We start from the raw sequence: 25960 nt of genomic DNA, 5'->3' as shown, positions 1-25960 counted from the left end.
ACAAAGGTGAGAATTCCATGTCGAAAATAAACGTGAATCAAGAAATTAAAAAAATTGAAAATATCTTAAAACAGTTGATTCAGAGTAATGATCCCACACTTGAGATAGCTTCCCATCACCTTCTATCTTCTGGTGGAAAACGTGTCAGACCGTTATTTGTTATTTTAAGTAGTCACATTGGTCAAGACAAAGGGAATATTGCTGCATATGATGTTGCTGCTGCATTAGAACTTATTCATATGGCCACACTTGTTCATGATGATGTCATTGACTATAGTGATAAACGACGTGGTAATCCAACTATTGAGAAAAAATGGGATAAACCCACTGCAATTTTAACTGGTAACTTCTTGCTTGCAAAAGCTGTTGAACACCTTTCAAATATTAAAGACTATCGGATTCATCAAGTTTTGTCTTCAGCTATATTAGAAGTATGTCGAGGAGAACTTTTTCAATTTCAAGATCAATTTAGAACAAAGCAATCCATTACTAACTATTTAAGAAGAATTAATCGTAAAACCGCTCTGTTAATTCAACTTGCTACCCAAGTAGGTGCAATGACATCAAACGCTGATGAAAAAACTATTCAAAAAATGAAAATGATTGGTCATAATATTGGAATGAGTTTTCAAATTGTTGATGATGTTTTAGATTTTACAAGCACTGAAAAGAAATTAGGTAAGCCTGTCGGAAGTGACTTGCGTAATGGGCATATGACACTTCCTGTATTGTTAGAAATGAAAAGAATACCAAGTTTTGCGGACAAAATTGAAAAGTTACATCCACATGCCTCTGAAGCACAATTTGATGAATGCATTAATCAAATTCGTCAATCACCTGTCATTCAAGATTCTTTAGATATTAGTCAGCGTTATCTACATAAAGCTGAAGTGCTGTTAGATTCAATTAACAATGATGATGTTAAACCGTTATTTAAAAAATTAATTAAAAAGTTACAAACTCGAATGCGATAATCAAGATATTTATTGAAAGCGCTTCAACTTAATGATAGGATAATAGTGGATACATCAGTAAAGGGGCAAACAGAAATGGAAAAAACTTTTGTTATGATAAAACCAGATGCAGTACAACGTAAACTAATCGGAAATATTATCCAACGTATTGAACAAAAAGGGTTAAAGCTAGTTGGGGCAAAACTTATGACTGTTCCAACTCCATTAGCTGAAGAACATTATGCTGAGCATAAAGAAAGACCTTTTTACAGTTCACTTATTTCATTTATAACTTCTGCGCCTGTTTTTGCAATGGTTATTGAAGGGGACGATGCTGTAGCTGTTTCAAGACACATCATCGGTTCGACAAATCCATCTGAAGCGACTCCAGGTTCAATAAGAGGCGATTTAGGTTTAACTGTGGGTCGTAATGTTGTTCATGGCTCGGATTCAGTTGAATCAGCTAAACGTGAAATTGCATTATGGTTTAAAGAAGACGAAATAAATACATACCAAGCACCAGATGAAACTTGGTTATATGAATAGATTCACACCTTTTAAAGATAAGAGCTGACTTTTCATGTCAATTCTTATCTTTTTTTAATGGCTCTCAGTCAAATTGGACTGGTCGCATTAAATTAAGGCGTTATGCAATAATGGATTGCTTAACGCCTTTTTCGTTGTATGATCATAAAGTTTTGAACATTAATGCCTCTTTTAATACAACATAAATCAGTAAAATTGAGTTGGTAAAACATACTTTATAACTTAGGAGTGGGAATAAATATAGTACATTTGATTGATTCCTAAGCCGAGACTTCTTAGGCATCTTGCCGTAACCGAAAATCCATTTTAAGATTGGGTAAGTTCAATCTTAAAATGAGTTGAGGTGAGGCACCTAGAAAAGCGAGGCTTTATGGAACAATCAAATAAATGAAATTATTTATACACCAGTCCGATTTACTATAGAACCTTTTTAATCCCAATTTCTTTAATACATAAAAGCGTAAAAATTTTTATATTTTTCTGTTAATTTGATGTTTAAAGTATGATATGATATTAATCATATTATTTATGCAAAATGGATGAGAATATGTGTTATTCTTATTAGTACTATTCCATAGAATAAGGAGCGTGTTATAACGTCATGAGATTTTTAACGGCCGGAGAGTCACATGGACCTCAACTTACAGTAATTATTGAAGGCTTGCCTGCGAATATGAAAATAGATATCGCCCAGTTAAATCAAGAAATGTTTAAGCGTCAAGGGGGATATGGACGTGGTCGTCGTATGCAAATAGAGAAAGACACAGTGGAAATCGTTTCCGGTGTACGACATGGAGTTACTTTAGGTAGTCCCGTGACGATTGTAATTAAAAATGATGATTTTACCCATTGGCGTAATATTATGGGCGCTTCTCCAATTAGCGATGAAGAAAAATCTAGTATGAAGCGTGTCATTACAAAACCGAGACCTGGTCATGCCGATCTAATTGGAGGGATGAAGTATAATCATAAAGACTTGCGAAATGTCCTTGAACGTTCCTCTGCGCGTGAAACTGCTGCAAGAGTAGCAGTAGGCGCTGTATGTAAGCAACTCTTGCAGCAACTAGACATTCAAGTTTTAAGTCGCGTAGTTTCTATCGGCAATATTAAAGATGAAAATAATTATGACATTCAAACTATCTATGATCACGCCGATCAAAATGATGTACGCATGATTGATGCCTCTTTAGTTCCCGTTGTTCATGATGTAATTGATCAAGCTAAAAAAGAGGGAGACTCAATTGGTGGTGTTGTCCAAGTGATTATTGATAATATGCCAATCGGTATAGGGAGTTATGTTCATTATGATAAAAAATTAGATGGACGTATTGCACAAAGTGTTACAAGTATTAACGCTTTTAAGGGCGTAAGTTTTGGGGATGGATTTAAAATGGCAGAAAAACCCGGTAGTCAAGTACAAGATCCTATTTTATACAATGAATCTGACGGATACACAAGAGCATCAAATCACCTTGGCGGTTTAGAAGGCGGTATGTCAAATGGTATGCCAATCATTGTAAATGGTGTAATGAAACCTATCCCTACGTTATATAAACCATTAGAGTCTGTTGATATTTTAAGTAAAGAATCATTCAAAGCGTCTATTGAGCGTTCTGATAGCTGTGCAGTACCTGCTGCAAGTATTGTTTGTGAACATGCAGTATCATTCGAAATTGCACGTGCACTTATAGAAGAATTTGAATCAAATGATTTCTCAAGATTACAGACACAAATTGAAACGCGTAGACAACTTAATATAACATTTTAACAGTAGGTGAGACGATGCAATTCGTAACAACATACCCAAATCGCAATTATCCAATCATAATTGAAAAAAATGCAAGTACTAAACTTAATGCGTTTCTCGAGCACTATCAGCACGTTTTTATTCTTGCTGATGAAGAAGTTTACCATTATTGGAAAACAAAAATTGATCATATCGTTCAATCCACTCAATCGCATTTAATACTTTTAACTTCTGGAGAGAAGTTAAAAAACATCCAACATTATAGTACAGTTATGGAAAAACTTCTGAGCTTTCAACCCACTCGCCAAACTTGTCTCGTTTCCATTGGCGGGGGGGCAACCGGTGATTTCGTAGGATTTTTAGCATCTACTTTATTAAGAGGTGTTGATTTAATCCAAATGCCAACTACTATTTTGGCGCATGATTCAAGTATCGGGGGCAAAGTAGGCATTAATGCTTCTCAAGGTAAAAATTTAATTGGCGCATTTCATCGACCAAGCGCAGTTTTATATGATTTAGAATTTTTAAATACATTACCTAAAAGTGAAATTTTAAGTGGCTATGCAGAGCTATACAAGCATGCATTACTTAAAGGCGAAAAAGCAACATTGGATATTGAAAGGCACTATAACAGCCTTAATTCTTTACTGTCGTTAAGTCATATTGAATCTTTTATATTTCAAGGGATACAGACAAAGCTCGAAATAGTACTTAAAGATGAGCTCGAAAAAGGCCAGAGACAATACCTTAACTTAGGCCACACTTTTGGACACGCCATTGAATATCAACATAAACTTCCACATGGACATGCGGTAATGATTGGTATACTTTATCAATTTATAGTTACTAACTTAATACATGACACTCAATTTGATATTCATCACTACTATCAATATTGTGTATCTATGAGTTATCCAGTTGAATACATTCATCAATTTTCATTCGAACCGTTATATACATTAATGCTTCAAGATAAAAAGAATAATTCAGATGGTATTCGCATGGTTTTATTAACTGAGCTTGGTTCTCCTACAGTTTGTACAGTTAATCAAGCCATTTTAAAACAAGCATTTCAAATACTAAAAAGTTTAGGAGAGGAGGCGTCATAATTAATGGTACATTTAAACTATACTAGTCCCTTAAAAGGCGAAATCACAATTCCTGGAGACAAATCGATGACCCATCGTGCAATTATGCTCGCTTCTCTAGCTAAGGGTCACTCTACAATTAATCAACCGCTTCTAGGTGAAGATTGTCTTCGAACAGCAAGTATTTTTAAAAAATTAGGCGTTTCAATAGATATTCAAGATGATCAAATCATTATTGATTCACCGGGGTACCATGAGTTCAAGACACCTCACCAAACACTTTACACAGGAAACTCTGGAACAACGACTCGTTTGATGGCTGGATTATTAGGAGGATTAGGGATTCAAAGCGTTCTTTCAGGCGATGTGTCAATCGGAAGAAGACCCATGAACCGTATACTTAAACCGTTGAAGCAAATGAATATCAATATATCTGCTGTTGAAAATAATTATACTCCGCTTGTCATTCAACCAAGTCAAGTACAAGGAATTGATTACACTATGCCAGTCGCAAGCGCTCAAGTCAAAAGTGCCATTTTATTCGCTGGCTTATTTGCGAATAGCAAGACCTCTGTACAGGAAATAGATGTATCAAGAAATCATACAGAAACGATGTTTAGTCACTATAACATACCAATCAAAAAGCAAGGCTTAAATATTACACTACCTAAAAACAGTATACAACACATTCAACCTCGTGATTTTGTTGTTCCAGGAGATATTTCATCAGCAGCATTTTTTATTGTTGCTGCACTTATTATTCCGGGTAGCGATATTACACTCCACCACGTAGGCATCAACCCGACACGTGATGGTATTATTGAAATTGTTCAAAAAATGGGTGGACATATTTCATTATTTAATCAGACTGATGGTGCTGAACCGACCGCTTCTATAAGAGTCCGCTATACACCTCATTTAAAAGGAATTAAAATAGGCGGTCAGTTAATTCCTCGCTGTATTGATGAATTGCCTGTGATTGCTTTACTCTGTACACAAGCTAATAGTTCAAGTATTATAGTGGATGCCGAAGAATTAAAGGTAAAAGAAACCAATCGAATTGATACAACAGCAATTGAACTTAGTAAGCTTGGACTTTCTGTAAAGCCAACTGAAGACGGCTTAACCATCGAACCTTCTAAAGTCTCAAAACAAAATGTGTTAGATAGTCAAACTGATCATAGGATAGGAATGACTTTAGCAGTAGCAGCCTTGTTGTCGAACAAACCTATAACCATTCAACAATTTGATTGCGTCAATGTATCATTCCCAGGCTTTCTACCTATGTTAAAACAATTAGAAAAAGAGGGATAGTATGCAAGATATTTATAAATTAATAGACGATATTAATTTACAAAAACTCGATCAACTTGATTCACGCGTTCAAGACGCCTTACAAACAGATAATGATGATGCTTTATTTATTTTAGGCGAAACATTATATCAATACGGCTTAACACCACAGGGTCTTGAAGTATTCCGTACACTTTATACTAAATATCCTGATGAAAGTGAAATCCTGATATATTTCATTGATGGATTAATCTCTGAAAACAAAACAGATGAAGCGTTAGAGCGCTTAAATGAAGTTGAAATTTCAACTGAACGTTTGTTACTCGAAGCAGATTTATATCAACAAATCAATATGATTGATGTCGCAGTCGATAAAATCGAACAAGCGTTAGAAATTTCACCATCAGATCCTATTATTCATTTTGCGCTTGCTGAATTACTTTACTATGATGGTCAATATTTACGAGCTTCAAGAGAATACGACATTGTTTTAGAAACTGGAGAATATGAGTTTAATGGCATCAATCTCTTTTCACGACTAGGTGACAGCAGTTTACAAAGTGGTAATTACTCAGATGCATTAAAATGGTTTGATGAAATTAGTGACGATGAGATGAAATCAGATGACTACCTCAAAAAAGCTGTCGCTTACGAAAAAAACGACCTCACACATGAAGCCATTAAAATCATACGCACATTACTCAACAAAGATCCAGATTTCATACAAGGGTATTTTTATTTACAACAGCTCTATGAAAATGAAAAAGATTACCCTAACGCTATTGAAATAGGTGAAGAAGGCTTAAAATTAAATCAATTCTACAAAGAATTAATGTATAGTACTGGTGCTTTAATGATTGAACATGGCGATCAAAATGAAGCTGTTCGTTTATTGCAACAAGCATTAGAGGTCGATCCATCTTATCAAGAACCACTACTGATGTTAGCTGATTTTTATAGAAATGAACACGATTATCACGCTTTGATTGGTCTCGTTCAATATGTAGAAGAAGAAGACATGGATCCAAAATTCATGTGGCAACTTGCGTATGCACTTGGAGAAGAAGAGCGCGATAAAGAGGCATTGCATTTTTACAATTTAGCTTTTGAATTATTAACTAATGATATAGACTTCTTAAAAGATTACTATTATTATTTAATAGAACTTGGACAAGTAAATGATGCTAAGCCTATACTATCCAAATTATTAGAACTTGACAGCACTAATGCAGAGTGGCAAGAAGAACAAATAAGATTACTTTAGGTGTTATAATGTTTGAAGAAACATTAGATTATGCAAAGAAATCATTTATAGAGTACCTACTCTTTCGCTACCCATTCAAATCTCGTATTAGTGTTTGGATTCTAAATTATTTAAAAAGTGACAGAGCTTTCCTTAATCATATTCATTTTGTTGATCAAATTGTTCCAGGGCATCCAACATTAGAAATGTCGATCAGTCATTCAAGTCAACACGCTATTCGTTACACCGATAACAACGTGACGCTTATTGATTCTAATGCCATTTTTAATACTATTTTACAAAATGACTGCCATGTCGACATTAAAATTCATTTTCCAAACTCTAAATATAGAGATCAACGTTTAGATCACTTATTGTTATACCAACTACTCAATGCCCATCATGATAAAGGGTATTTACAAGATGTGTATGATATTGAGATATCTCAATCCGTTAAGCGCTATTTGATTCATTATTTGAAGTCTCAGATTGACCTTACACTTATGATGAATGAGAAGCAGCAGTTTCAATATTTCTCTAAATTGTTAAACACGATTCAATTTAAAGAGTACGAATAACATTCATATATTTACTTCGATCTCAACCCGATAAAATGTGTCTTAAACGGCCTATTTTTATCGGGTTGACACTCTGTAATCGAAAGAATCAATTTGACAAAAAGAGACTCATTCAAGCTTTGAGTAGATTTTTAGTATAAGTTTCACTTTATTTTTGAGGAGTTAACACATGTCTGTTTATCAGTTATGCAATTTTATGATTTATAATCGTCTTTTTTTAATTTTTTTGTTTATTTGTAATCTTTTAGGCACGTTATATGGTTATTATTGGTATGCGCCTCAACTATCTCAATCACTTTGGTATTTTTGGCCGTTCATACCAGATAGTCCCACAGCCACTTTGTTCTTGGTCATTGCAATTTTTTTATTTTTAATGAATAAAAGGAGTTCTTTTTTTGAAACGTTAGCCTTTGTTACATTACTCAAATACGGCATTTGGGCAGTTTTGATGAATATTTTTATGTTTTATACTGATCAAACTATTTACTTGTCTGGATTGATACTTATTTTTTCTCATATGATTATGGCAATCCAATCCTTTTTATTTTTACCAAGATTTAAATTCACTATGATGTCAATCGTTTTAACGGTTATATGGGTATTTCATAATGATGTTATTGATTATGTATTTCATCAATATCCAGTCTATGCCTCCTTAATTGAATATGAATCAATTATCGGTTACGTTGCTTTTTGGCTTTCTATTTTACCGTTATCAATTGTCTTTTATGTTTATACCAAGAGAAGGGGTAAAAAGTTTGACCACACTCAATAGTACACGTAAAATATAGATTAAAGGAGTGAGCATTATGTCTTTTATGTCAATTATTATTTATATGATTATACTCATGATTTTACCAATGTACGCTCAATACAAAGTAAAATCTAACTATGAAAAATACTCACAAGTTAGATCTACTAGCGGCAAAACAGGTAAAGAAGTCGCTTTGGAAATCTTACATGCTAACGGTATTTATGATGTTGAAGTCAAAGAGGGCCAAGGCTTTTTAACTGATCATTATGACCCTAAAAATAAAGTGGTTGTTTTATCACCGGCAAACTTTAATCGCCCAAGTGTTGCAGGTACAGCGATTGCAGCGCACGAAGTAGGACATGCTATTCAACACTATGAAGGCTATTTCTTCTTACGCTTCCGTACAGCACTTGTTCCAGTTGCTAATCTAGGTAGTTCATTATCATACTTATTCATTATGGCAGGTTTTGTTTTAACAATGCTTCAAATGGCTATAGGAACAACTGCATTATGGATTGGTATTTTCTTAATGGCATTTGCTGTGTTATTCTCAATCGTAACGTTACCTGTTGAATTCGATGCAAGTAAGCGTGCAATGAACCAAATACAGCGTTTGAATATCGTTAATGAAAAAGAATATAAACATGCTGGTCGTGTTTTACGTGCAGCTGCTATGACTTATGTTGCAGCAACAGCAGTAGCAGTAGCAGAACTTGTTCGTTTTATTTTGATTGCACGTTCAGCAGAATAATTAAAGCAAGAATAAGGCACGTGTAATATAAATGTCTAAGAGGCAAAAGTTTAAATGCATAAACTTTTGCCTCTTTTTGTACGGTTATTCAAGATATTAAAAACTTCTAAATTGCTCACTTCTGGATATTTCATGTAAGATAGAGGAGAATATAATTTGAAAGGATTTGCTTCATTATGAAAACAATGCAAGAAATGCAAAACGAAGTCGATACATATATTTCTCAGTTTAAGGCGGGGTATTTCTCTCCACTTGCTAATTTAGCGCGCTTAACTGAAGAAGTCGGTGAGCTTGCTAGAGAAATAAATCATTTTCATGGTGAAAAGAAGAAAAAAGAAAGTGAAGCGCCTAATTCAGTAGCAGCTGAGTTAGGGGATAATTTATTTGTTTTATTATGTATTGCCAACTCGCTTGATATCGATATGACAGAAAGCTTTAACGAAACGATGCAAAAGTTTAATACAAGAGATAAAAATAGATTTGAGCGTAAATAAGGAGGATTATTCATTGAAAATTGGAATAACATGTTACCCTTCTGTAGGTGGTTCGGGTATTATCGCGACAGAATTGGGTATCTTAATGGCAGAGCGGGGCCATGAAGTTCACTTTATTACGTCTAACATGCCGTTTCGCTTGAACAAACCTGTTCCTAACATCACGTTTCATCAAGTAGATGTGAATCAATATGCAGTATTTCAATATCCACCTTATGACATTTCATTAAGTACGAAGATTGCAAATGTTATAAACGAATACGACTTAGATGTATTACATATGCATTATGCCATACCACATGCCATATGTGGTATTCTTGCACGACAAATGTCAGGTAAGGATATTAAAATAATGACAACATTACACGGCACAGATATTACTGTGCTCGGTTATGACCACTCATTAAGAAATGCAATCAAATTTGGCATTGAGAAAAGTGATATCGTCACAAGTGTAAGTCAATCATTAAAACAGCAGACAAATGAAATTATTGATGTTAATAAAGAAATTATACCTATTTATAATTTTGTACGTGAATCTGAATTTCCAACTGCTTATAACCCAAAGCTAAAAGAACTATATGGTATTAAAGATAACGAAAAAGTGATTATTCATGTGTCAAACTTTAGAAAAGTCAAACGTATTGATACAATTATCGATACATTCGCACTTATAAGAGCTGAATTACCCGCAAAACTGTTGTTAATTGGTGATGGCCCCGAATTACTCGATATGAGAATGAAAGCCAAAGAATTGAACTTAGTTGACGATATTTTATTCTTAGGTAAACAAGATTGCATGAGTCATTTCTATCAATTTTCAGATCTTGTATTGTTATTAAGTGAAAAAGAGAGTTTTGGTTTAACTCTACTGGAAGCTATGAATACAGGTGTACTTCCAATAGGGACACGTGCTGGTGGTATACAAGAAGTCATTAAGCATGAAGAAACTGGTTATTTAGTTGAAGTTGGAGACAGTGCAAAAGCAGCAGAATATGCTTTAAAATTACTAAGCAATCAGACATTGTATCAGTCCATGCAGCAAAACATGCTCAACGATATTCATAATCGTTTTCATTCTCAAATTATAGCTGATCAATATGAATATTATTATAAAAAAATGATAGGAGCTATTTAATGTGAATATTTCTTTACCTTTTGTACAAGCAATCCCCATCTTAAAACATATTCAAAAAAATGGTTTTGAGGCATATTTTGTAGGGGGATCTGTCAGAGATTTTATTATGAATCGTGAAATAAATGATGTTGATATTACAACGAGCGCTACACCTGATGAAATTGAATCATTATTTACGCATACTATTCCTGTGGGTAAAGAACATGGCACAATTAACGTTGTATGGGAAAATGAAAACTATGAAATCACTACATTTCGAACAGAATCTGAGTATATTAACCATCGTCGCCCAAGTGAGGTTCACTTTGTAAGAGATTTGTATTTGGATGTCAAACGCAGGGATTTCACAATTAATGCTATTGCCATGGATACTGAATTTAATTTATATGATTATTTTAATGGACAAACTGATATAAATAACAAAGTAATACGCACAGTCGGAAAGCCTGTTGATCGATTTTCTGAAGATGCGCTTAGAATTATAAGAGGACTAAGATTTAAATCACAGCTCGGATTTGACATCGATAGTTATACTTTTCGTGCAATGGAAGAGCATATTGAAGACATTCAATATTTATCGATAGAGCGTATCATCCTTGAACTCAAAAAATTATTGCTAGGTCAATATATTAACAAAGCAATCATAGATTTACACCACTTGAATTTTTGGGAGTTTATTCCATACTTTAACTTGATACAAATGAATGCATATCAAATGATTCATCCAATAACACTTGAACAATTTATTGCGATTACAACATATAAAAGCCAAGTGAATCAAGATATAAAGTGTTTAAAATTAAGTAATGCGAGTACCAACTATATTACTCAATTCAAAAACGCTTTAATTCAACTCAACTGTATAACTAACGAAAAGTCGCTATACCAATTTGTATATGACTTTGGAATATCAATCGCTTTAGATATTGAGCATCAACGCGAAAATTTAATGTGCAATCATATTTCTTTACCTTCACAATCAAATTACAATGCATCACTCATACAGCATATCTGGCAGTCACTGCCTATACAGAATAGAAAAATGTTACAGATTAACGGGAAAGATCTTATGGAAGTACTGAACAAAAACAGCGGTCCATGGCTAAAAAAAGTATTACGTGATATCGAATGTGCAGTTGTACAAAGCGAAGTAGCTAATCGTAAAAAAGATTTAATTGAATGGGTGAAATTAAATGTCAAAATATCGTGAAACAATTTTAAAATTAATCACAGATGTCGCACCAAATTATATATCTGGTGAAACAATAGCACAACAACTTAACATTTCTAGAATGACTGTCAAAAAAGCAATCGACCAACTTAAAGAAGAAGGGTTATCTATAGACTCAGTTCACAATAAGGGCCATCGTCTAAACACGTATCCACTAAATTGGTATAAAGGCATTTTAGACTCCATGCTAAGTCACAATACACTCGTCAAAACATGCTTTGTATATGATCGTTTAGACTCGACACAGTTAGTTGCCAAAAAGACGTTAATTAATACAGAAGAGCCCTTTTTAGTTATTAGTGATGAACAAACTGCTGGAACTGGCCGCTTTAAAAGACCTTGGCAGTCCCCAAAAGGGAAGGGACTATGGATGTCAATCGTTCTTAAACCAGATATACCGTTTTCTATGTTAACAACATTTAATCTCTTCATGTCTTTAGCTATTTGTGAAACGATTCAAACTTTTTCTAATGATCTTGTTCAAATTAAATGGCCAAATGATATTTATATTAAAGATAAAAAGGTATGTGGGTTTTTAACAGAAATGATTGCCAATGCGGATGGTGTAGAGGCTGTCATTTGTGGTATTGGTATTAACATTAATCACGATTTAGAAGATTTTGATTCGTCCATACATGATACCGCAACTAGCGTTAAATTACATCATCAAAATGAAAAGGTAAATCGCTATCAATTCTTAGATCAGTTACTTAAAAATATTGAACAACGCTACAATCAATTTTTGACGCAACCGTTTACTGCAATAAAGAAAGATTATATCGAATCATCAAATATATGGAACCGACGCCTTCGCTTTACCGAGGGTGCAAGACAATTTTGGGGATATGTTATCGAAATAGATGATCAAGGCTTTTTACATGTAGAAGATGAACACGGTACAGTGCAGCGATTAATGAGTGCTGACATTGAATTTTAAAATAGTATAGAAAGGAGGGACTTTATGTATCATCATACACGCTTTGCTGTTGTAGATTTAGAAACAACTGGGAATCATCTCGGTTATGATGAAATTATTCAAATTGGCATCACGTTTGTTGAAAATAATAAAGTAGTGGATACATATCATTCAATGATTAAAACTCATTTAGAGATTCCCACATTTATTCAAGCACTTACTTCAATAGAATCTGATATGTTAAGTGAAGCGCCGTATTTTAGTGAAGTTGCAAAAGATATCTATAACCAGATTAAAGATTGTGTGTTTGTTGCCCATAATGTTAATTTTGATCTTGTTTTTTTAAAAAAAGCTCTAAAAAAACATAATATTAACTTCCACCCTAAAAAAGTTCTAGACACTTTAGAAATATTTCAAATTGCATTCCCAACTGAAAAGAGCTATCAACTAAGTGAATTGGCTATATCTTTAAATATTCCATTAACACAGGCTCACCGTGCTGATGAAGATGCACATACGACAGCATTATTATTAATTAAAGCTTTTGACTTTTTTAAAACATTGCCGATAAATACCAAAAAGCAATTATATTACTTAAGTAAACATTTGAAATATAATTTAAATGATTATCTATTTGAAATGGTGAGATATCACGATAGTACAAATCAGATTCAAGGACTCAAACATTTTGATCATATTTATTTTAAACCTCAATCTCCACTAGAAGTTAAACCTATAGATTTTAGTGGGAATTTAAAAGATTTATATTTAATGATTATCAATAAAACGAAATATCAGTATCGGGAATCTCAACTTTATCTTTCTGAAATCATTTTCAACCAATTAATGAATAACGAAAAAACATTAGTTGAAGCTGAGACAGGTAGTGGTAAATCATTAGCGTATATTGTAGCAGCCATAATGTATTATATCGAAACAGGAGAACATGTGATGATTTCGACTAATACTAAATTGCTACAAAACCAATTGTTAGAACACGATATACCTATCGTTAATCGAGCACTAAAGTCTCAAATTAATGCCAAATTAATTAAAAGTAAACAAGACTATATTTCATTAGGACTAATCAGTGATATTTTAAAAGAAGAAACATCAAATTATGAAGTCAATCTTTTAAAAATGCAATTACTGATTTGGATATTATCTACCGATACAGGCGATATCCAAGAGCTTAACTTGCGAGGGAGCCAACAAATGTATATGGCTCAAAAAAACGAAACATATACTGCAACATTGAAAGACGGTCATTACTATAATTATATAAAGAATAATGCAGCAAAAATCCAAATCGGCGTAACAAATCATGCACATTTATTACATTCTTCATCTGAAAATTCGATATATCAATTATTCCGTCATTGTATTATTGATGAGGCACATCGCTTACCAGATTACGCACTAAATTGCTCAATTTCAGAGTTGAGTTATAGTGATATAAAATATCAGCTTGGTTTAATCGGGAAAACTGAACATGAAAAGCTACTTAAACAAATTGATATGCTTGAACAACAACGTATACTCCAACAATTGAATATACCACCCATTGATGTCTTTACGTTTAAATCTGACCTCAATGATATACACGAAACAAATGAACATTTTTTCAATGTATTATTTAGTTTAGTACAAGATAACCCAATATACGACGATGAAACATCGAAATTACACTTTGCATACGATTTAGATGCACGTCAAATCACACCTATCTTACATCAGTATATTACGAAGGTAAACCAAACTATAGAAAACTTTAAAGGGATGAAACACAAGGTAATTAAAGCCGTACGTAAGCATTTACTTTATATTAGAGACCAATTACGAGAGCTTGAAAAGAATATCGAAAAAGGGCATACTTTTTATATTTCACTTAAAAACATCAATCAAAAGTCTACCATCAGAATCCACACCAAAAATACATTAGTCAAAGATGTACTAACCAAAAAACTTTTAGAAAAATTTGATTCAATTACTTTTATTTCAGGTACACTCACATTTAATCATTCATTTAGCACTTTCGAAAAGTGGTTTGATTATAAAAATAAATTTAACACTTATCAAATCAAGCCAACTCATAGATTAAAATCAAATGGTCATATATTCGTACCCAATGATATCGAAAAGTACAATTATCAAAACCACGATCAATATATTGAAACGATGATTGAATATATTTCACGTTATGTGAATACTATAAAAGGAAAATGTTTGATATTATTTACCAGTTACCAAATGTTGTATACTGTAATGGATTATTTAAATCAAATGGCTGAATTTGAAGATTATGTCATTTTATCTCAACAACCTAATCAAAATTATAAAATAGTACAGCAGTTTAATCATTTTGATAAAGCAATCCTACTTGGTACGACATCTTTCTTTGAAGGATTTGATTACCAATCAGCAGAAGTCAAATGCGTAATGATCGCTAAGTTACCATTTATGAGCCAATATGCAGATAAACCTATGTTATTAAAAGATGAATTTAATAATATATTTAAAGATTATATACTTCCTGAAGCAGTAATCCGCTTCAGACAAGGACTGGGACGACTACTTAGGAATGAAAATGATAAAGGGATCATCGTTTCATTTGATAGTCGATTGTTACACAGTTCATATACACATTTCTTTTTAGATACACTTTCTCAATATCACACACATGAAGGAAGTGCAAATCAATTTGAGGAGATTTTAAATCACCTTAAAAAGAGTCATCACTAGACTTCAACATGTAGAAGTCTAGTATAAGTTTTGTTAAAATATAGTAAGTATTAATTTAAATAGGAGACTGGTTATGAAAACTACGATTAAAAATGCAAAAGATTACATTGGCCAAGAAGTCACTATAGGTGCTTGGTTGGCAAATAAACGTTCAAGCGGTAAAATCGCTTTCCTTCAATTGAGAGACGGTACTGGATTTATGCAAGGTGTTGTTGTTAAGTCTGAAGTTGATGAAGAAATCTTCAAACTTGCTAAGTCCATTACACAAGAGTCGTCACTTTATATAACAGGGGAGATCACAGAAGACAATCGCTCTGATTTAGGATATGAAATGCAAGTTAAAAATATTGAAGTTATCCAAAATGCGCATGACTATCCTATTACTCCAAAAGAACATGGCACAGAATTTTTAATGGATCATAGACATCTGTGGTTGCGTTCAAAAAAGCAACATGCTGTTATGAAAATTCGTAATGAAATCATTAGAGCTACATACGAGTTCTTTAATCACAATGGGTTTACTAAAATTGACCCGCCTATCTTAACGGCAAGTGCTCCTGAAGGTACAAGCGAATTATTCCATACTAAATATTTTGATGAAGATGCATTTTTATCTCAAAGTGGTCAGCTTTATATGGAGGCCGCTGCAATGGCTTATGGAAAAGTATTCTCATTTGGCCCAACATTTCGCGCAGAAAAGTCCAAAACACGCCGTCATTTAATTGAGTTTTGGATGCTTGAACCTGAAATGGCATTCACAACACATGAAGAAAGCTTAAAAGTACAAGAAAACTATATTGCTTTTATCGTAAATGCTGTACTTGAAAACTGTAAATTAGAACTCAAACTATTAAATCGTGATACATCTAAACTCGAAAAAGTAAAAGCACCTTTCCCGCGTATTACATATGATAACGCGATTGAGTTTTTACACAAAGAAGGATTTAACGATATAGAGTGGGGCGATGACTTTGGTGCACCACATGAAACAGCTATCGCAAACCATTATGACTTGCCAGTGTTTATCGTCAACTATCCAACCAAAATAAAGCCATTTTATATGCAACCAAATCCTGACAATGAAGACACTGTGTTGTGTGCCGACTTAATTGCGCCTGAAGGTTACGGTGAAATAATTGGCGGTTCAGAACGTATTAATGACTTGTCATTATTAGAAGCACGTATAGAGGCACATCAATTAGATATTGAAAGTTATCAATATTATCTAGATTTACGTAAATATGGCAGTGTGCCGCACAGTGGTTTTGGCTTAGGCTTAGAAAGAACGATTGCATGGATTGCTGGGGTGGAACATGTACGCGAAACGTCACCATTCCCACGTTTATTAAACCGCTTATATCCTTAATTAATAATCAAACGAATGACATGGGATAATGTTTGAATTTAATTATGATTTAAATGATAGAGTGTGAGACCAAGTTTGATGATTCGACTGTTAATCATTTGTATCAGTCCACTTGGTCTCTTTTTAATTGATAGTAAGAAGGACAAGGAGGTAAATGATGCATATTAATGAGCTTCAAAAACGCCCTTTAGTATTAAGATATGAATTGCTCGAACATTACAATGAATTAGGATTAGATGAAACAGACCTTATTATTTTCCTGAAAATCTTATATGCATATGACGTTTCTAACGAACAACCCTCTATCAATCTTCTTAAAAAAGGGACAAATGTAAGCGAGACAGAGATAACATCAATTATTCAAAAATTAATTCACCTCGGCTTATTAACGATGAGAGTTGAGAAAAATAATAATGGTAAATTTACTGAATATATTAACTTAGATGGATTTTACGAACAATTTGCACATATTTTAAATAGGCTTAACCAAAGTAATCAAAATAATAATGATAAAGAGAAATTTAAAGCTCTATTTCGCAAATTCGAAACGACATTTGGTCGCACACTCTCTCCTTTAGAAATTGAACACCTCAATCAGTGGATAGATATTGATGGCTATAGTTTAGAATTAATAGAAACAGCATTAAATGAAGCTTTAGCACATGATAAATTTTCACTTAAATATATCGATCGCATTTTATTAAATTGGAAAAAGAATAATGTCAATACACCTGAAGAAAGTAAATCGATACGCGAACAATTTAAAAAGCAGCATAATCAAAAGCCTAAAAAAATTGAAAACTTTCCAACTTTCAATTGGTTGAAGGGGGAAAATCCATTTGATAAGTAAAACGAAAGCTTTAGAAATGATAGATACCATTGATACGATGTTTCCTGATGCTGAATGTGAACTCAAACATAAAAACCCATTTGAGTTAACCATTGCTGTATTACTATCTGCACAATGTACAGATAATACCGTGAATAAAGTAACACATGATTTATTTCAAAAATATCACACGCCAGAAGATTATTTGTCAGTTGAATTACCTGAATTAGAGAATGATATTCGCTCAATAGGACTATATCGAAATAAAGCTAAAAATATACAGAAACTTTCTCGCTCCTTACTAGATCAATTTAATGGCGAAGTACCACATACTCATAAAGAACTTGAAAGTTTAGCTGGTGTAGGACGTAAAACTGCAAATGTTGTAATGAGTGTTGCATTTGGCGAACCTGCACTTGCTGTTGATACACATGTAGAGCGTGTTTCAAAACGTTTGGGTATTTGTCGTTGGAAAGATAACGTCAATGAGGTGGAGCGTCGTCTGACTTCTATTATTCCTAGAGAACGATGGACGAAAAGTCATCATCAATTGATTTTTTTTGGAAGATACCATTGTTTAGCACGCAAGCCTAAATGCGATGTTTGTCCATTATTTGATGACTGTAGAGAAGGACAAAAGCGCTACCGTGCATCATTACGCGCTTCGGGAGGTAGTGAATAAAATGGATTATTTAAATGCTATGAATGCACTCGAAATCACTTTAGATGAAATCGCAAAAAACAGAGCGATTGGTCAAGCGCAATCCATTCCATTATTAAATCAATACTACGACAATCTGCTAGCTTATATCAAATTCATTAATGGCATTCCTAACAATGAAAGATTAACGTTTGAAAACCTCAAAATCAAACCTTTTAATATTGAAGAGCGTTTACGATACATTCATGAAAGAAAACACCACTATATGGGATATCAACAAATGAAAACTGTTAAATCCGAACTGATTAAAATGAATGCTGCATACAAAGCCAAACATTCAAGTCTTTAACTGAATTGTCAAAGAGGCTACGATATCAATCCCAAAATAAATAGCGTTAAGATGCTTTTTAATAACAATGCGTCTTAGCGCTTCTTTTTATGATATAGCTTTGTATGATATGACTTCGCTTTCCAAGGGGACAGCCTCAGTCTATAGTCTTCGTCATGACTCACTGTTATATTTACAAAAACAGACACTTTCGTATCATTCAATTAATCACAAAAAAACTTCGAGATTTTTCGTAAATTCTTACGAAAACCTCGAAGCTTTTTCGATTACTGATATATCTCAGATTCTTGATATAACTTATCGATTAAATAAATTACTGAAGAATCCATTGTTTTGTTGGTTATTATTCTGTTGGTTATTATTTTGCTGAGATTGATTGTTGTTGTTACTAAAGTTATTTCCTGAGTTGTTATTATTACCAGAGTTAGTGCCATTACTTGATTCAGTAAAGTTACTTGTTGTATTACCATCAGGAGCTTGTGCGACATATAAACTTTTGCCACTACCAGCAACTGAATCTGGACGATTAAAATCAGAACCGTCTCTTGGGTTAATGTCACTCATAACATCTCTAAATAATAGTTGTGGTAACTTTTGCTCAGAACTTCCAACAAATGAGTTTTCACCGTATGCCTTTACGCTACTAAAGCCCATCCAAACTGACATCGAATATCGAGGTGAATAACCGGCAATCCAAACGTCTTTGGCAGCAGAATCAGGTAAATTGTATTGCTGATACGTTTCAGTACCATAAGTACCTGTACCTGTTTTAGCCGCTAAATTCACACCCGATACGTCATTACCATAAGCTGAACCATATGCTTCGAATGTACCTTTTAAAATTTCAGTAATCATATAAGCAGTATAATCATTCATCGCTCTATGGCTTGTATGATCAAATTCAATCGTATTGCCACTAGATTCAACTACTTTTCGAATTGAGTGTGCATTATTATAAGTCCCACCATTTGCAAATGAAGCGTATGCCGATGCAAGTTGGGTTGTTGAAAATTCAGATGATGAGCCACCTAAAACATCAGATGGTCCAATATTTGGATTTTCATATTCAAGTCCGACTTTTTTAGCAAAATCAGTCGGTGCATTATTGCCAGCTTGTTCTTTAACTTGTTGCCATGTTTTTAGCGCTGGGATGTTGAAACTTTGACGTAATGCATCATATATCGAAACAACACCATGACTCTGTTGATCATAGTTATGGAAAACACCACCATCTATAGAGTATGCCGATTCATCTTGAATTGAATGATTCGTAGCCCATTGCATATTGTCTATAGCAGGGCCGTATGCTAAGAATGGCTTCAATGTCGAACCAGTAGGGTGAACATCAGTTGCTTGATTTCGTTCAACGACATCTTTATAATTTCGGCCGCCAGAAATAGCGACTAAACCGCCAGTTTCACTATCAACAATTGTAGATCCTACTAATTGATCATCATTCTTATAGTATCCACCATTGTCAATTCGACTTTGTAAGGCATCTTGAATGTTTCTATCCATATTCGTATAAATTTTAATACCACTGTTTAAAACATCAGATAAATTTTTACCTTTAAATTCTGGATTATTCATTAACTCTTGTTTAATAAAATTCACATAAGAATCATACTGCGCTGTACTATCATCAGGCTTAATTTGTCGTTCTTCATTTGTACGTTCAACTAGATTCGTTGTAATTGGTGTGTTTTGCGCTTCTTCTTTTTCTTTTTCGCTAATTCGATTGTGATAAGCCATTAAATATAATACAGTGTCTTTACGCTTTTCAGCTTCTTCTGGATGATCGTATATATTATAAGTATTAGGCACTTGAGGCAAGCCTGCCAGATAAGCAGATTCTGCAAGATTTAATTCATCTAAATCTTTATCAAAATAATATTTAGCTGCTGCTTTAATTCCATATACACCATCAGAATAATATATTTTATTCAAATACATTTCAAAAATTTCATCTTTAGAATACTCTTGTTCTAAACGGTAAGACAAGTATGCTTCTTGCGCTTTACGCTCGATTGATTTTTGATCGGTTAAGAAGGTACGTTTGACAACTTGTTGTGTTAAAGTTGATGCACCTTGTGAACCAAAGCCACCTGTTACGTTTTTAATCACAGCACCAAACAACCGTTTATAATCAAGTGCGCCATGATCATAAAATCGATTATCTTCTGTTGCCAAAACAGCATTTTTCATAGTGTCAGGCACTTTATCTAAATCAACATGCTCCCGTCTTGCTCCATTATCAAGCGTCTTGACGAGTTGATCATCTTTATCATAAATCCTTGCCGGACTTGGATCTTGTAGTTTAGATTCATTAAATGCAGGGGCTTTCCAAGCATAATAAGCAAAAAGTAAAACACATAATAATGCAAGAATTACAAAAGCTAAAACAACAAAACTGATGACTTTAATGATCGTACGCTTAATATTTTTATTCTTTTTTTTATTAGACTTCTTAGTTGAAGCATTTGAAGTCCCTTTCTTTTGCGTCATACGCGGTCCTCACTTTCATCTAATATCAACTTATCAACTGCTTTTAGATAGTCTAATCTTGGTTGATACTGATAAGGAATATAGTACCCATTTTCTTGAATTTCTTCAACAGTTATTGACTTTTTTTCATTTTTTAAAAATCTCATCCAAAATGGAAGAAAGTCTTTAAAAGGTAAAAGATATACTTTATCTTGTGTTTTAAATCGTATGATTAAAAACGCAATGCCACCATGTTGAGCTATATGTTGCATATGTTTAACTTGGTGCTCATGAAGATTTTGAAGAGGGAATGACGTTTTATTTTTTGTTTCTTTCGCTTCAAAATCCAAATGATATCCTTTGTAAATTCCGTTATAGTCTGTTGTTGAAGGTGTTCTAAAGTAAGCTTCTTTGATAACAGCTTTGCTACGTTCTGGATAATCCACATGAACAATCTGGACGGGCGTTGGTTTTTTGTGTATCACTGCAATGTGACTTTTTAAATAAAATTGGTTTGCTTGTTCAATGTCCTTTTCTAGTGACATGCCTCGTCCACCATATTTTATTTTAGACGAGTACTTACTTTTTAAACTTCCGACTTGAGTCTGATTCTTTCTATAAGATTTGCCATTCGGATAATTCATGATAACACCTACATTCAATTCTAAAAATGGGTGAATAGAGTAGATGAGTCTATACCAATTGTTTAACATTAATAAATTCATTGCTCTATTCCAACATGGTTTAAGAAAATGATGAATCTAATCATCAAAACTTCTATAAACTGTTATAATTGTAACATAGATAAATAATATCCGTTACCATTAAATCATCTAGCACTGATATATCAATATATGTTTTTTGAATACACATAACCGAGTTTAAATCGAAAGTAGGGATGGAATATGATATTACAACAAATGGTTTCTAACCTTAATCAAGATTTATTATTAATTAAAGAACGCTATACACTTGCAAGAAATGGCTATCAATTCGATTTTGATAATGAAATCAAACCATTTGTTCAACGTGTTGATCATCATATGAGTGAATTCAAACGTTATGAACATGAAGTTCTTGGTATTCAATACTTTAATCAAAAACATTTCAACAACCTCATACAATTGATTGAAGACCTATCAATAACTTGCCACTATCCCAAAACAAGCTTAAAAATATTTATGAATCAATATAAAACTGTGCAACACCATATTCAAATGTTGCGATAGAAAGGAATTGAAATGATTAAATCGCTTTACATTACAGGTTATAAGTCATACGAACTTGGTATTTTTAATAATGATGCAAAAGAAGTGACATTTTTAAAGCAATTTATAACCCAAAAGTTAAGCCACTATATCGACGAAGGACTTGAATGGGTTTTAATACAAGGACAAATAGGTATTGAATTGTGGGCAGCTGAATGTGTGATTGAATTAAAAAAGGAATACCCTGACTTAAAGTTAGGCATAATTACACCGTTTTTAGACCATTTTTCAAAATGGAATGAGCATAATCAATTGCAATATCAAACAATTGTGGAACATTGCGATTACCAAAATAGCATTTATCAACAACCCTATGATGGACCATATCAGTTTCAGCAAGCAGACCAGTTTATGTTAGATCATACAGATTTAACAATTCTAATTTATGATGAGGAGCAAGAAGCGAGTCCTAAGTTCTTTAAACGGAAGTTAGTTGATTTTGCTGAAAAAACAAATTATACTTGTGATATTGTGACGTTTGACGAAATTACAAGCTTTATCAATGATTTACAATGGTCAAAAGAAATATAAATCAAATGAGGTGGAATGCATGTCAGATGTTTCGTTAAAGTTATCCGCAAAAGATATTTATGAAAAAGACTTTGAAAAGACTATGTTTAGAGGATATCGTCCAGAAGAGGTGGATGCCTTTTTAGATGATATTATTGCTGATTATCAAAAGATGGCAGACTTAAATAATGAAGTCATCAAACTATCTGAAGAAAATAATAAGCTTAGAAAAGAAGTAGAAGATTTGAGAATTAGAGTAGCATCAGGACGATCACAAGATCCTAAATCTTTTTCAAACCAAAGTGTGAATCAAAGTAATAATAACGTCGATATTCTTAAACGTATATCTAACTTAGAAAAAGCAGTGTTTGGCAAATAATCATTGCTTTTGTATGGGGAAATGATATAATTTTTAAGTGATATTTTGGGTGATCGCTATATTTTAATATAGAGGAAAGTCCATGCTCACACAATCTGAGATGATTGTAGTGTTCGTGCTTGATGAAACAATAAGTCAAGGCAATCAATGATTGACGGCAGTGAAAAAACCTAAGTCATAAGATATGGTTTAAGTAATTGTAAAGTGCCACAGTGACGTAGCTTTATTAGAAATAATAAAGGTGGAACGCGGTAAACCCCTCGAGTGAGCAATCCAAATTCGGTAGGAGCACTCGTCTGATGGAAATGAACGTACAGATGAGGGAAAGTAGATTTACTTTCCAGACAGATGATTACCACCTAAGTACCAGTGCAACTAGTACACGTTATGAGTACAAAGGAACAGAACATGGCTTACAGAAATATCACAACTAGTTTAGGCTGGGACATACCGTCTCAGCCTTTCATTTTAGTGAATAATAATATGTATACTATAAGGAGGGGCATATATGTATCAACTATTGGCAGTCTGTCCGATGGGGCTAGAATCGATTGTAGCAAAAGAAATTAGAGATTTAGGTTATGAGACACGTGTTGAAAATGGCCGAATATATTATCATGGCGATGTGGAAGCGATTGCTTTATCTAATCTGTGGCTTCGTACAGCTGATCGCGTTAAATTAGTGGTGGGAGAATTTGAAGTACATACCTTTGACGATCTTTTTGAAAAGGTAAAAGCATTACCTTGGGAACAGTTTATTCCAGCTGATGGTGCATTTCCTGTGCAAGGACGTAGTTTAAAATCTAAGTTACATAGTGTTCCAGACGTCCAAGCTATTACGAAAAAAGCAATAGTAGAAAAATTAAAGCAAACTCATCAAGTTCAAGGATGGTTAGACGAGTCTGGTGTAAAATACCCGATTGAAGTCAATATTTTAAAAGATAAAGCTTTACTTACAATTGATACGTCAGGTTCAGGTTTAAACAAACGTGGTTATCGACTTGCACAAGGTGAGGCTCCAATTAAAGAAACTCTAGCAGCCAGTTTAGTAAAGCTTGCAAATTGGACAGGCGATACACCGTTAATTGACCCTTTTTGTGGGTCGGGCACTATTGCAATTGAAGCATGTTTAATTGCTCAAAACATCGCACCTGGCTTCAATCGTTCTTTTATATCAGAACAATGGGACTTTATGCCAGACGGCTTATATGAACGACTACGAGCTGAAGCCGATGCGCAGGCAGATTATGATAAAGATATCACTATTTATGCATCTGATATAGACCCACAAATGATAGACATCGCACAACGAAATGCTGATGAAGTAGGTGTTGGTGATATTATTCAATTTGAAGTTAAAGATATTAATACTTTAACGATTGAATATGATGGACCTATTGGCTTAATCGGAAATCCACCGTACGGCGAAAGAATTGGAGATCGTGATGAAGTTGAAGAAATGTATCGTTATTTAGGCACACTATTAAAGCGCAATCCTAAATTATCACTTTATATCATGACAAGCCATAAAGAATTTGAATATCTTGTTAATCAAAAGGCTACTAAACGCCGAAAACTATTTAACGGATATATCGAAACAACTTATTATCAATATTGGGCAAAACAATAAATTATCAGTGTATATCATGTATCAACATGATTAAACCTAAAAAGTAAAAGGGGGGAAGTAATGAATCAACAAGCGTTTAAAAAAGGGATATTGTTTGCATTTATCGCATATTTCATGTGGGGAACTTTGCCTCTATATTGGGCACTAATTCACGGGATTAATGCGATTGAAACTTTAATGGTACGGATCATACTCTCTTTACTATTTATGATTATACTTGTACCGCTTTTAAAACAAACCAATCAATTGCTGCATGATATTCGATTTTTAGTTCGATACCCTAAAAAATTATTCATTATTGTTATAGCTGGATATATTGTAACGATTAACTGGGGAACATTTATATATGCAATTGAATCCGGTTATGTGCTTCAAACTAGTCTCGGATACTATATTAATCCATTAGTCAGCATCTTGTTAGCTATGATTTTTTTCAAAGAAAGATTTAGCCGTCTCGAATGGTGCGCAATTGCCTCAGCTGCAATAGGTGTACTTTATATGACAATTAAAGTAGGGGAAGTACCATTTGTATCACTCATATTGGCTTTAACGTTTGGTTTTTATGGATTACTGAAAAAATTAGTTCCTTTAAGTGCAATCAGTAGCATTACAATTGAAAATATAGTTACTGCACCCGCTGCGATTGGTTATCTGTTCTATATTTACCATCAATTCGGATTGAGTATAGGTTGGAACATGTCTTCATTTTGGTTATTATTTTCAGGTGCTGTTACAGTTCTCCCTTTGCTTGCATTTTCAGCAGGGGCTGTAAGAATACCGTTGTCGCTTATGGGGTTCATTCAGTACATAGGCCCAACCATTATCTTTATTTTAGGCATCATTGTTTTCAAAGAACCATTTAATATAGATCAATTTATAACTTTTTGCTTTATTTGGACTGGCATTATTATCTATATCATTTCCCAAGTCATTAAAATAAAAAAGCAACCTCAAATTGAGTAAGGTGGTTTGGACAAAAGGAGGCATCAATGCTTTCAGAGCAAGGTGTG

The 25960-nt window shown here is 33.5% G+C and carries 25 protein-coding genes and 1 other RNA gene; 24 read left to right on the top strand and 2 right to left on the bottom strand.

Going from position 1 to position 25960, the window contains the following annotated elements; translation table 11 throughout:
* The first annotated feature begins 17 nt into the window (after positions 1-17).
* From C7J90_RS08955 to C7J90_RS08870, 18 genes are all read left to right on the top strand, one after another.
* Entirely contained in the window at positions 18-974 is a 957-nt protein-coding gene (locus tag C7J90_RS08955; RefSeq protein WP_103208927.1) for a polyprenyl synthetase family protein, read from the top strand.
* A gap of 75 nt (positions 975-1049) precedes the next feature.
* A complete protein-coding gene (gene ndk, locus C7J90_RS08950; protein WP_103208928.1) occupies positions 1050-1499 on the top strand; it encodes a nucleoside-diphosphate kinase in 450 nt (149 codons plus the stop codon).
* A gap of 601 nt (positions 1500-2100) precedes the next feature.
* Positions 2101-3267: a chorismate synthase gene (gene aroC, locus C7J90_RS08945; protein WP_103208999.1), complete on the top strand. Its 1167-nt coding sequence runs from the start codon at positions 2101-2103 to the stop codon at positions 3265-3267.
* Between the two features lie 14 nt (positions 3268-3281).
* Positions 3282-4355, top strand: a complete 1074-nt coding sequence (gene aroB, locus C7J90_RS08940) for a 3-dehydroquinate synthase (RefSeq protein WP_103208930.1) — start codon at positions 3282-3284, stop codon at positions 4353-4355.
* Between the two features lie 3 nt (positions 4356-4358).
* Positions 4359-5648, top strand: coding sequence for a 3-phosphoshikimate 1-carboxyvinyltransferase (gene aroA / locus C7J90_RS08935; protein WP_103208931.1), 1290 nt, complete (start codon positions 4359-4361; stop codon positions 5646-5648).
* A gap of 1 nt (position 5649) precedes the next feature.
* Positions 5650-6891, top strand: a complete 1242-nt coding sequence (locus C7J90_RS08930; protein ID WP_103208933.1) for a tetratricopeptide repeat protein — start codon at positions 5650-5652, stop codon at positions 6889-6891.
* A gap of 8 nt (positions 6892-6899) precedes the next feature.
* Positions 6900-7448, top strand: coding sequence for a YpiB family protein (locus C7J90_RS08925; protein WP_103208934.1), 549 nt, complete (start codon positions 6900-6902; stop codon positions 7446-7448).
* A gap of 169 nt (positions 7449-7617) precedes the next feature.
* Positions 7618-8223, top strand: a complete 606-nt coding sequence (locus C7J90_RS08920; protein ID WP_103208936.1) for a DUF1405 domain-containing protein — start codon at positions 7618-7620, stop codon at positions 8221-8223.
* A gap of 34 nt (positions 8224-8257) precedes the next feature.
* Positions 8258-8953, top strand: coding sequence for a zinc metallopeptidase (locus C7J90_RS08915; protein ID WP_103208938.1), 696 nt, complete (start codon positions 8258-8260; stop codon positions 8951-8953).
* A gap of 176 nt (positions 8954-9129) precedes the next feature.
* The gene (locus C7J90_RS08910) at positions 9130-9447 is read left to right on the top strand and encodes a nucleotide pyrophosphohydrolase (RefSeq protein WP_103208939.1); all 318 of its coding nucleotides are present in this window, start codon (positions 9130-9132) and stop codon (positions 9445-9447) included.
* A gap of 13 nt (positions 9448-9460) precedes the next feature.
* Entirely contained in the window at positions 9461-10585 is a 1125-nt protein-coding gene (gene bshA, locus C7J90_RS08905; protein WP_103208941.1) for an N-acetyl-alpha-D-glucosaminyl L-malate synthase BshA, read from the top strand.
* A 7-nt stretch (positions 10586-10592) separates the two neighbouring features.
* Positions 10593-11795 carry a CCA tRNA nucleotidyltransferase gene (locus C7J90_RS08900; RefSeq protein ID WP_406688129.1) on the top strand — a complete coding sequence of 401 codons (1203 nt, stop codon included), beginning with the start codon at positions 10593-10595 and terminating at the stop codon, positions 11793-11795.
* Complete coding sequence (locus C7J90_RS08895) at positions 11779-12753, top strand: biotin--[acetyl-CoA-carboxylase] ligase (RefSeq protein ID WP_103208944.1); 975 nt, start codon at positions 11779-11781, stop codon at positions 12751-12753. Before C7J90_RS08900 ends, C7J90_RS08895 begins: the two co-directional genes overlap by 17 nt.
* Before the next feature lie 24 nt (positions 12754-12777).
* Positions 12778-15474: a helicase C-terminal domain-containing protein gene (locus tag C7J90_RS08890; RefSeq protein WP_103208946.1), complete on the top strand. Its 2697-nt coding sequence runs from the start codon at positions 12778-12780 to the stop codon at positions 15472-15474.
* Positions 15475-15547: 73 nt separating this feature from the next.
* The gene (gene asnS, locus C7J90_RS08885) at positions 15548-16840 is read left to right on the top strand and encodes an asparagine--tRNA ligase (protein ID WP_103208947.1); all 1293 of its coding nucleotides are present in this window, start codon (positions 15548-15550) and stop codon (positions 16838-16840) included.
* A 157-nt stretch (positions 16841-16997) separates the two neighbouring features.
* A complete protein-coding gene (locus C7J90_RS08880) occupies positions 16998-17690 on the top strand; it encodes a DnaD domain-containing protein (RefSeq protein WP_103208949.1) in 693 nt (230 codons plus the stop codon).
* Positions 17680-18351 (top strand): endonuclease III, encoded by a 672-nt coding sequence (gene nth, locus C7J90_RS08875; RefSeq protein ID WP_103208950.1) that lies wholly within the window; start codon positions 17680-17682, stop codon positions 18349-18351. The genes C7J90_RS08880 and nth overlap by 11 nt, the downstream gene beginning before the upstream one ends.
* Before the next feature lies 1 nt (position 18352).
* Entirely contained in the window at positions 18353-18679 is a 327-nt protein-coding gene (locus C7J90_RS08870) for a YpoC family protein (RefSeq protein ID WP_103208952.1), read from the top strand.
* Positions 18680-18976: 297 nt separating this feature from the next.
* Here C7J90_RS08870 and C7J90_RS08865 read toward each other — a convergent pair whose 3' ends face one another.
* Both C7J90_RS08865 and recU read right to left on the bottom strand, forming a co-directional pair.
* The gene (locus C7J90_RS08865) at positions 18977-21184 is read right to left on the bottom strand and encodes a transglycosylase domain-containing protein (protein WP_103208953.1); all 2208 of its coding nucleotides are present in this window, start codon (positions 21182-21184) and stop codon (positions 18977-18979) included.
* A complete protein-coding gene (gene recU / locus C7J90_RS08860; protein ID WP_106465151.1) occupies positions 21181-21807 on the bottom strand; it encodes a Holliday junction resolvase RecU in 627 nt (208 codons plus the stop codon). The genes C7J90_RS08865 and recU overlap by 4 nt, the downstream gene beginning before the upstream one ends.
* Positions 21808-22068: 261 nt before the next feature.
* On the opposite strand from recU, the gene C7J90_RS08855 reads away from it, so the two are divergent.
* The 6 genes from C7J90_RS08855 (at position 22069) to rarD (ending at position 25913) form a co-directional block, all read left to right on the top strand.
* Positions 22069-22392, top strand: a complete 324-nt coding sequence (locus C7J90_RS08855; protein ID WP_103208955.1) for a DUF1798 family protein — start codon at positions 22069-22071, stop codon at positions 22390-22392.
* Positions 22393-22404: 12 nt separating this feature from the next.
* The gene (locus tag C7J90_RS08850; RefSeq protein ID WP_103208957.1) at positions 22405-22962 is read left to right on the top strand and encodes an SLOG family protein; all 558 of its coding nucleotides are present in this window, start codon (positions 22405-22407) and stop codon (positions 22960-22962) included.
* A gap of 19 nt (positions 22963-22981) precedes the next feature.
* Positions 22982-23320 (top strand): cell division regulator GpsB, encoded by a 339-nt coding sequence (gene gpsB / locus C7J90_RS08845; protein WP_103208958.1) that lies wholly within the window; start codon positions 22982-22984, stop codon positions 23318-23320.
* Between the two features lie 41 nt (positions 23321-23361).
* Positions 23362-23741: RNase P RNA component class B (gene rnpB, locus C7J90_RS08840), an RNA gene on the top strand.
* A gap of 87 nt (positions 23742-23828) precedes the next feature.
* The gene (locus C7J90_RS08835) at positions 23829-24950 is read left to right on the top strand and encodes a THUMP domain-containing class I SAM-dependent RNA methyltransferase (RefSeq protein ID WP_103208960.1); all 1122 of its coding nucleotides are present in this window, start codon (positions 23829-23831) and stop codon (positions 24948-24950) included.
* Positions 24951-25010: 60 nt separating this feature from the next.
* Positions 25011-25913: an EamA family transporter RarD gene (gene rarD, locus C7J90_RS08830; RefSeq protein ID WP_103208961.1), complete on the top strand. Its 903-nt coding sequence runs from the start codon at positions 25011-25013 to the stop codon at positions 25911-25913.
* Positions 25914-25960: the final 47 nt, after the last annotated feature.

This window comes from Staphylococcus felis (assembly GCF_003012915.1).
GTDB classification, from domain to species: domain Bacteria; phylum Bacillota; class Bacilli; order Staphylococcales; family Staphylococcaceae; genus Staphylococcus; species Staphylococcus felis.
The sequence above is the reverse complement of the archived record's forward strand: the minus strand, read 5'-3'. Positions and strand labels throughout refer to the sequence as shown.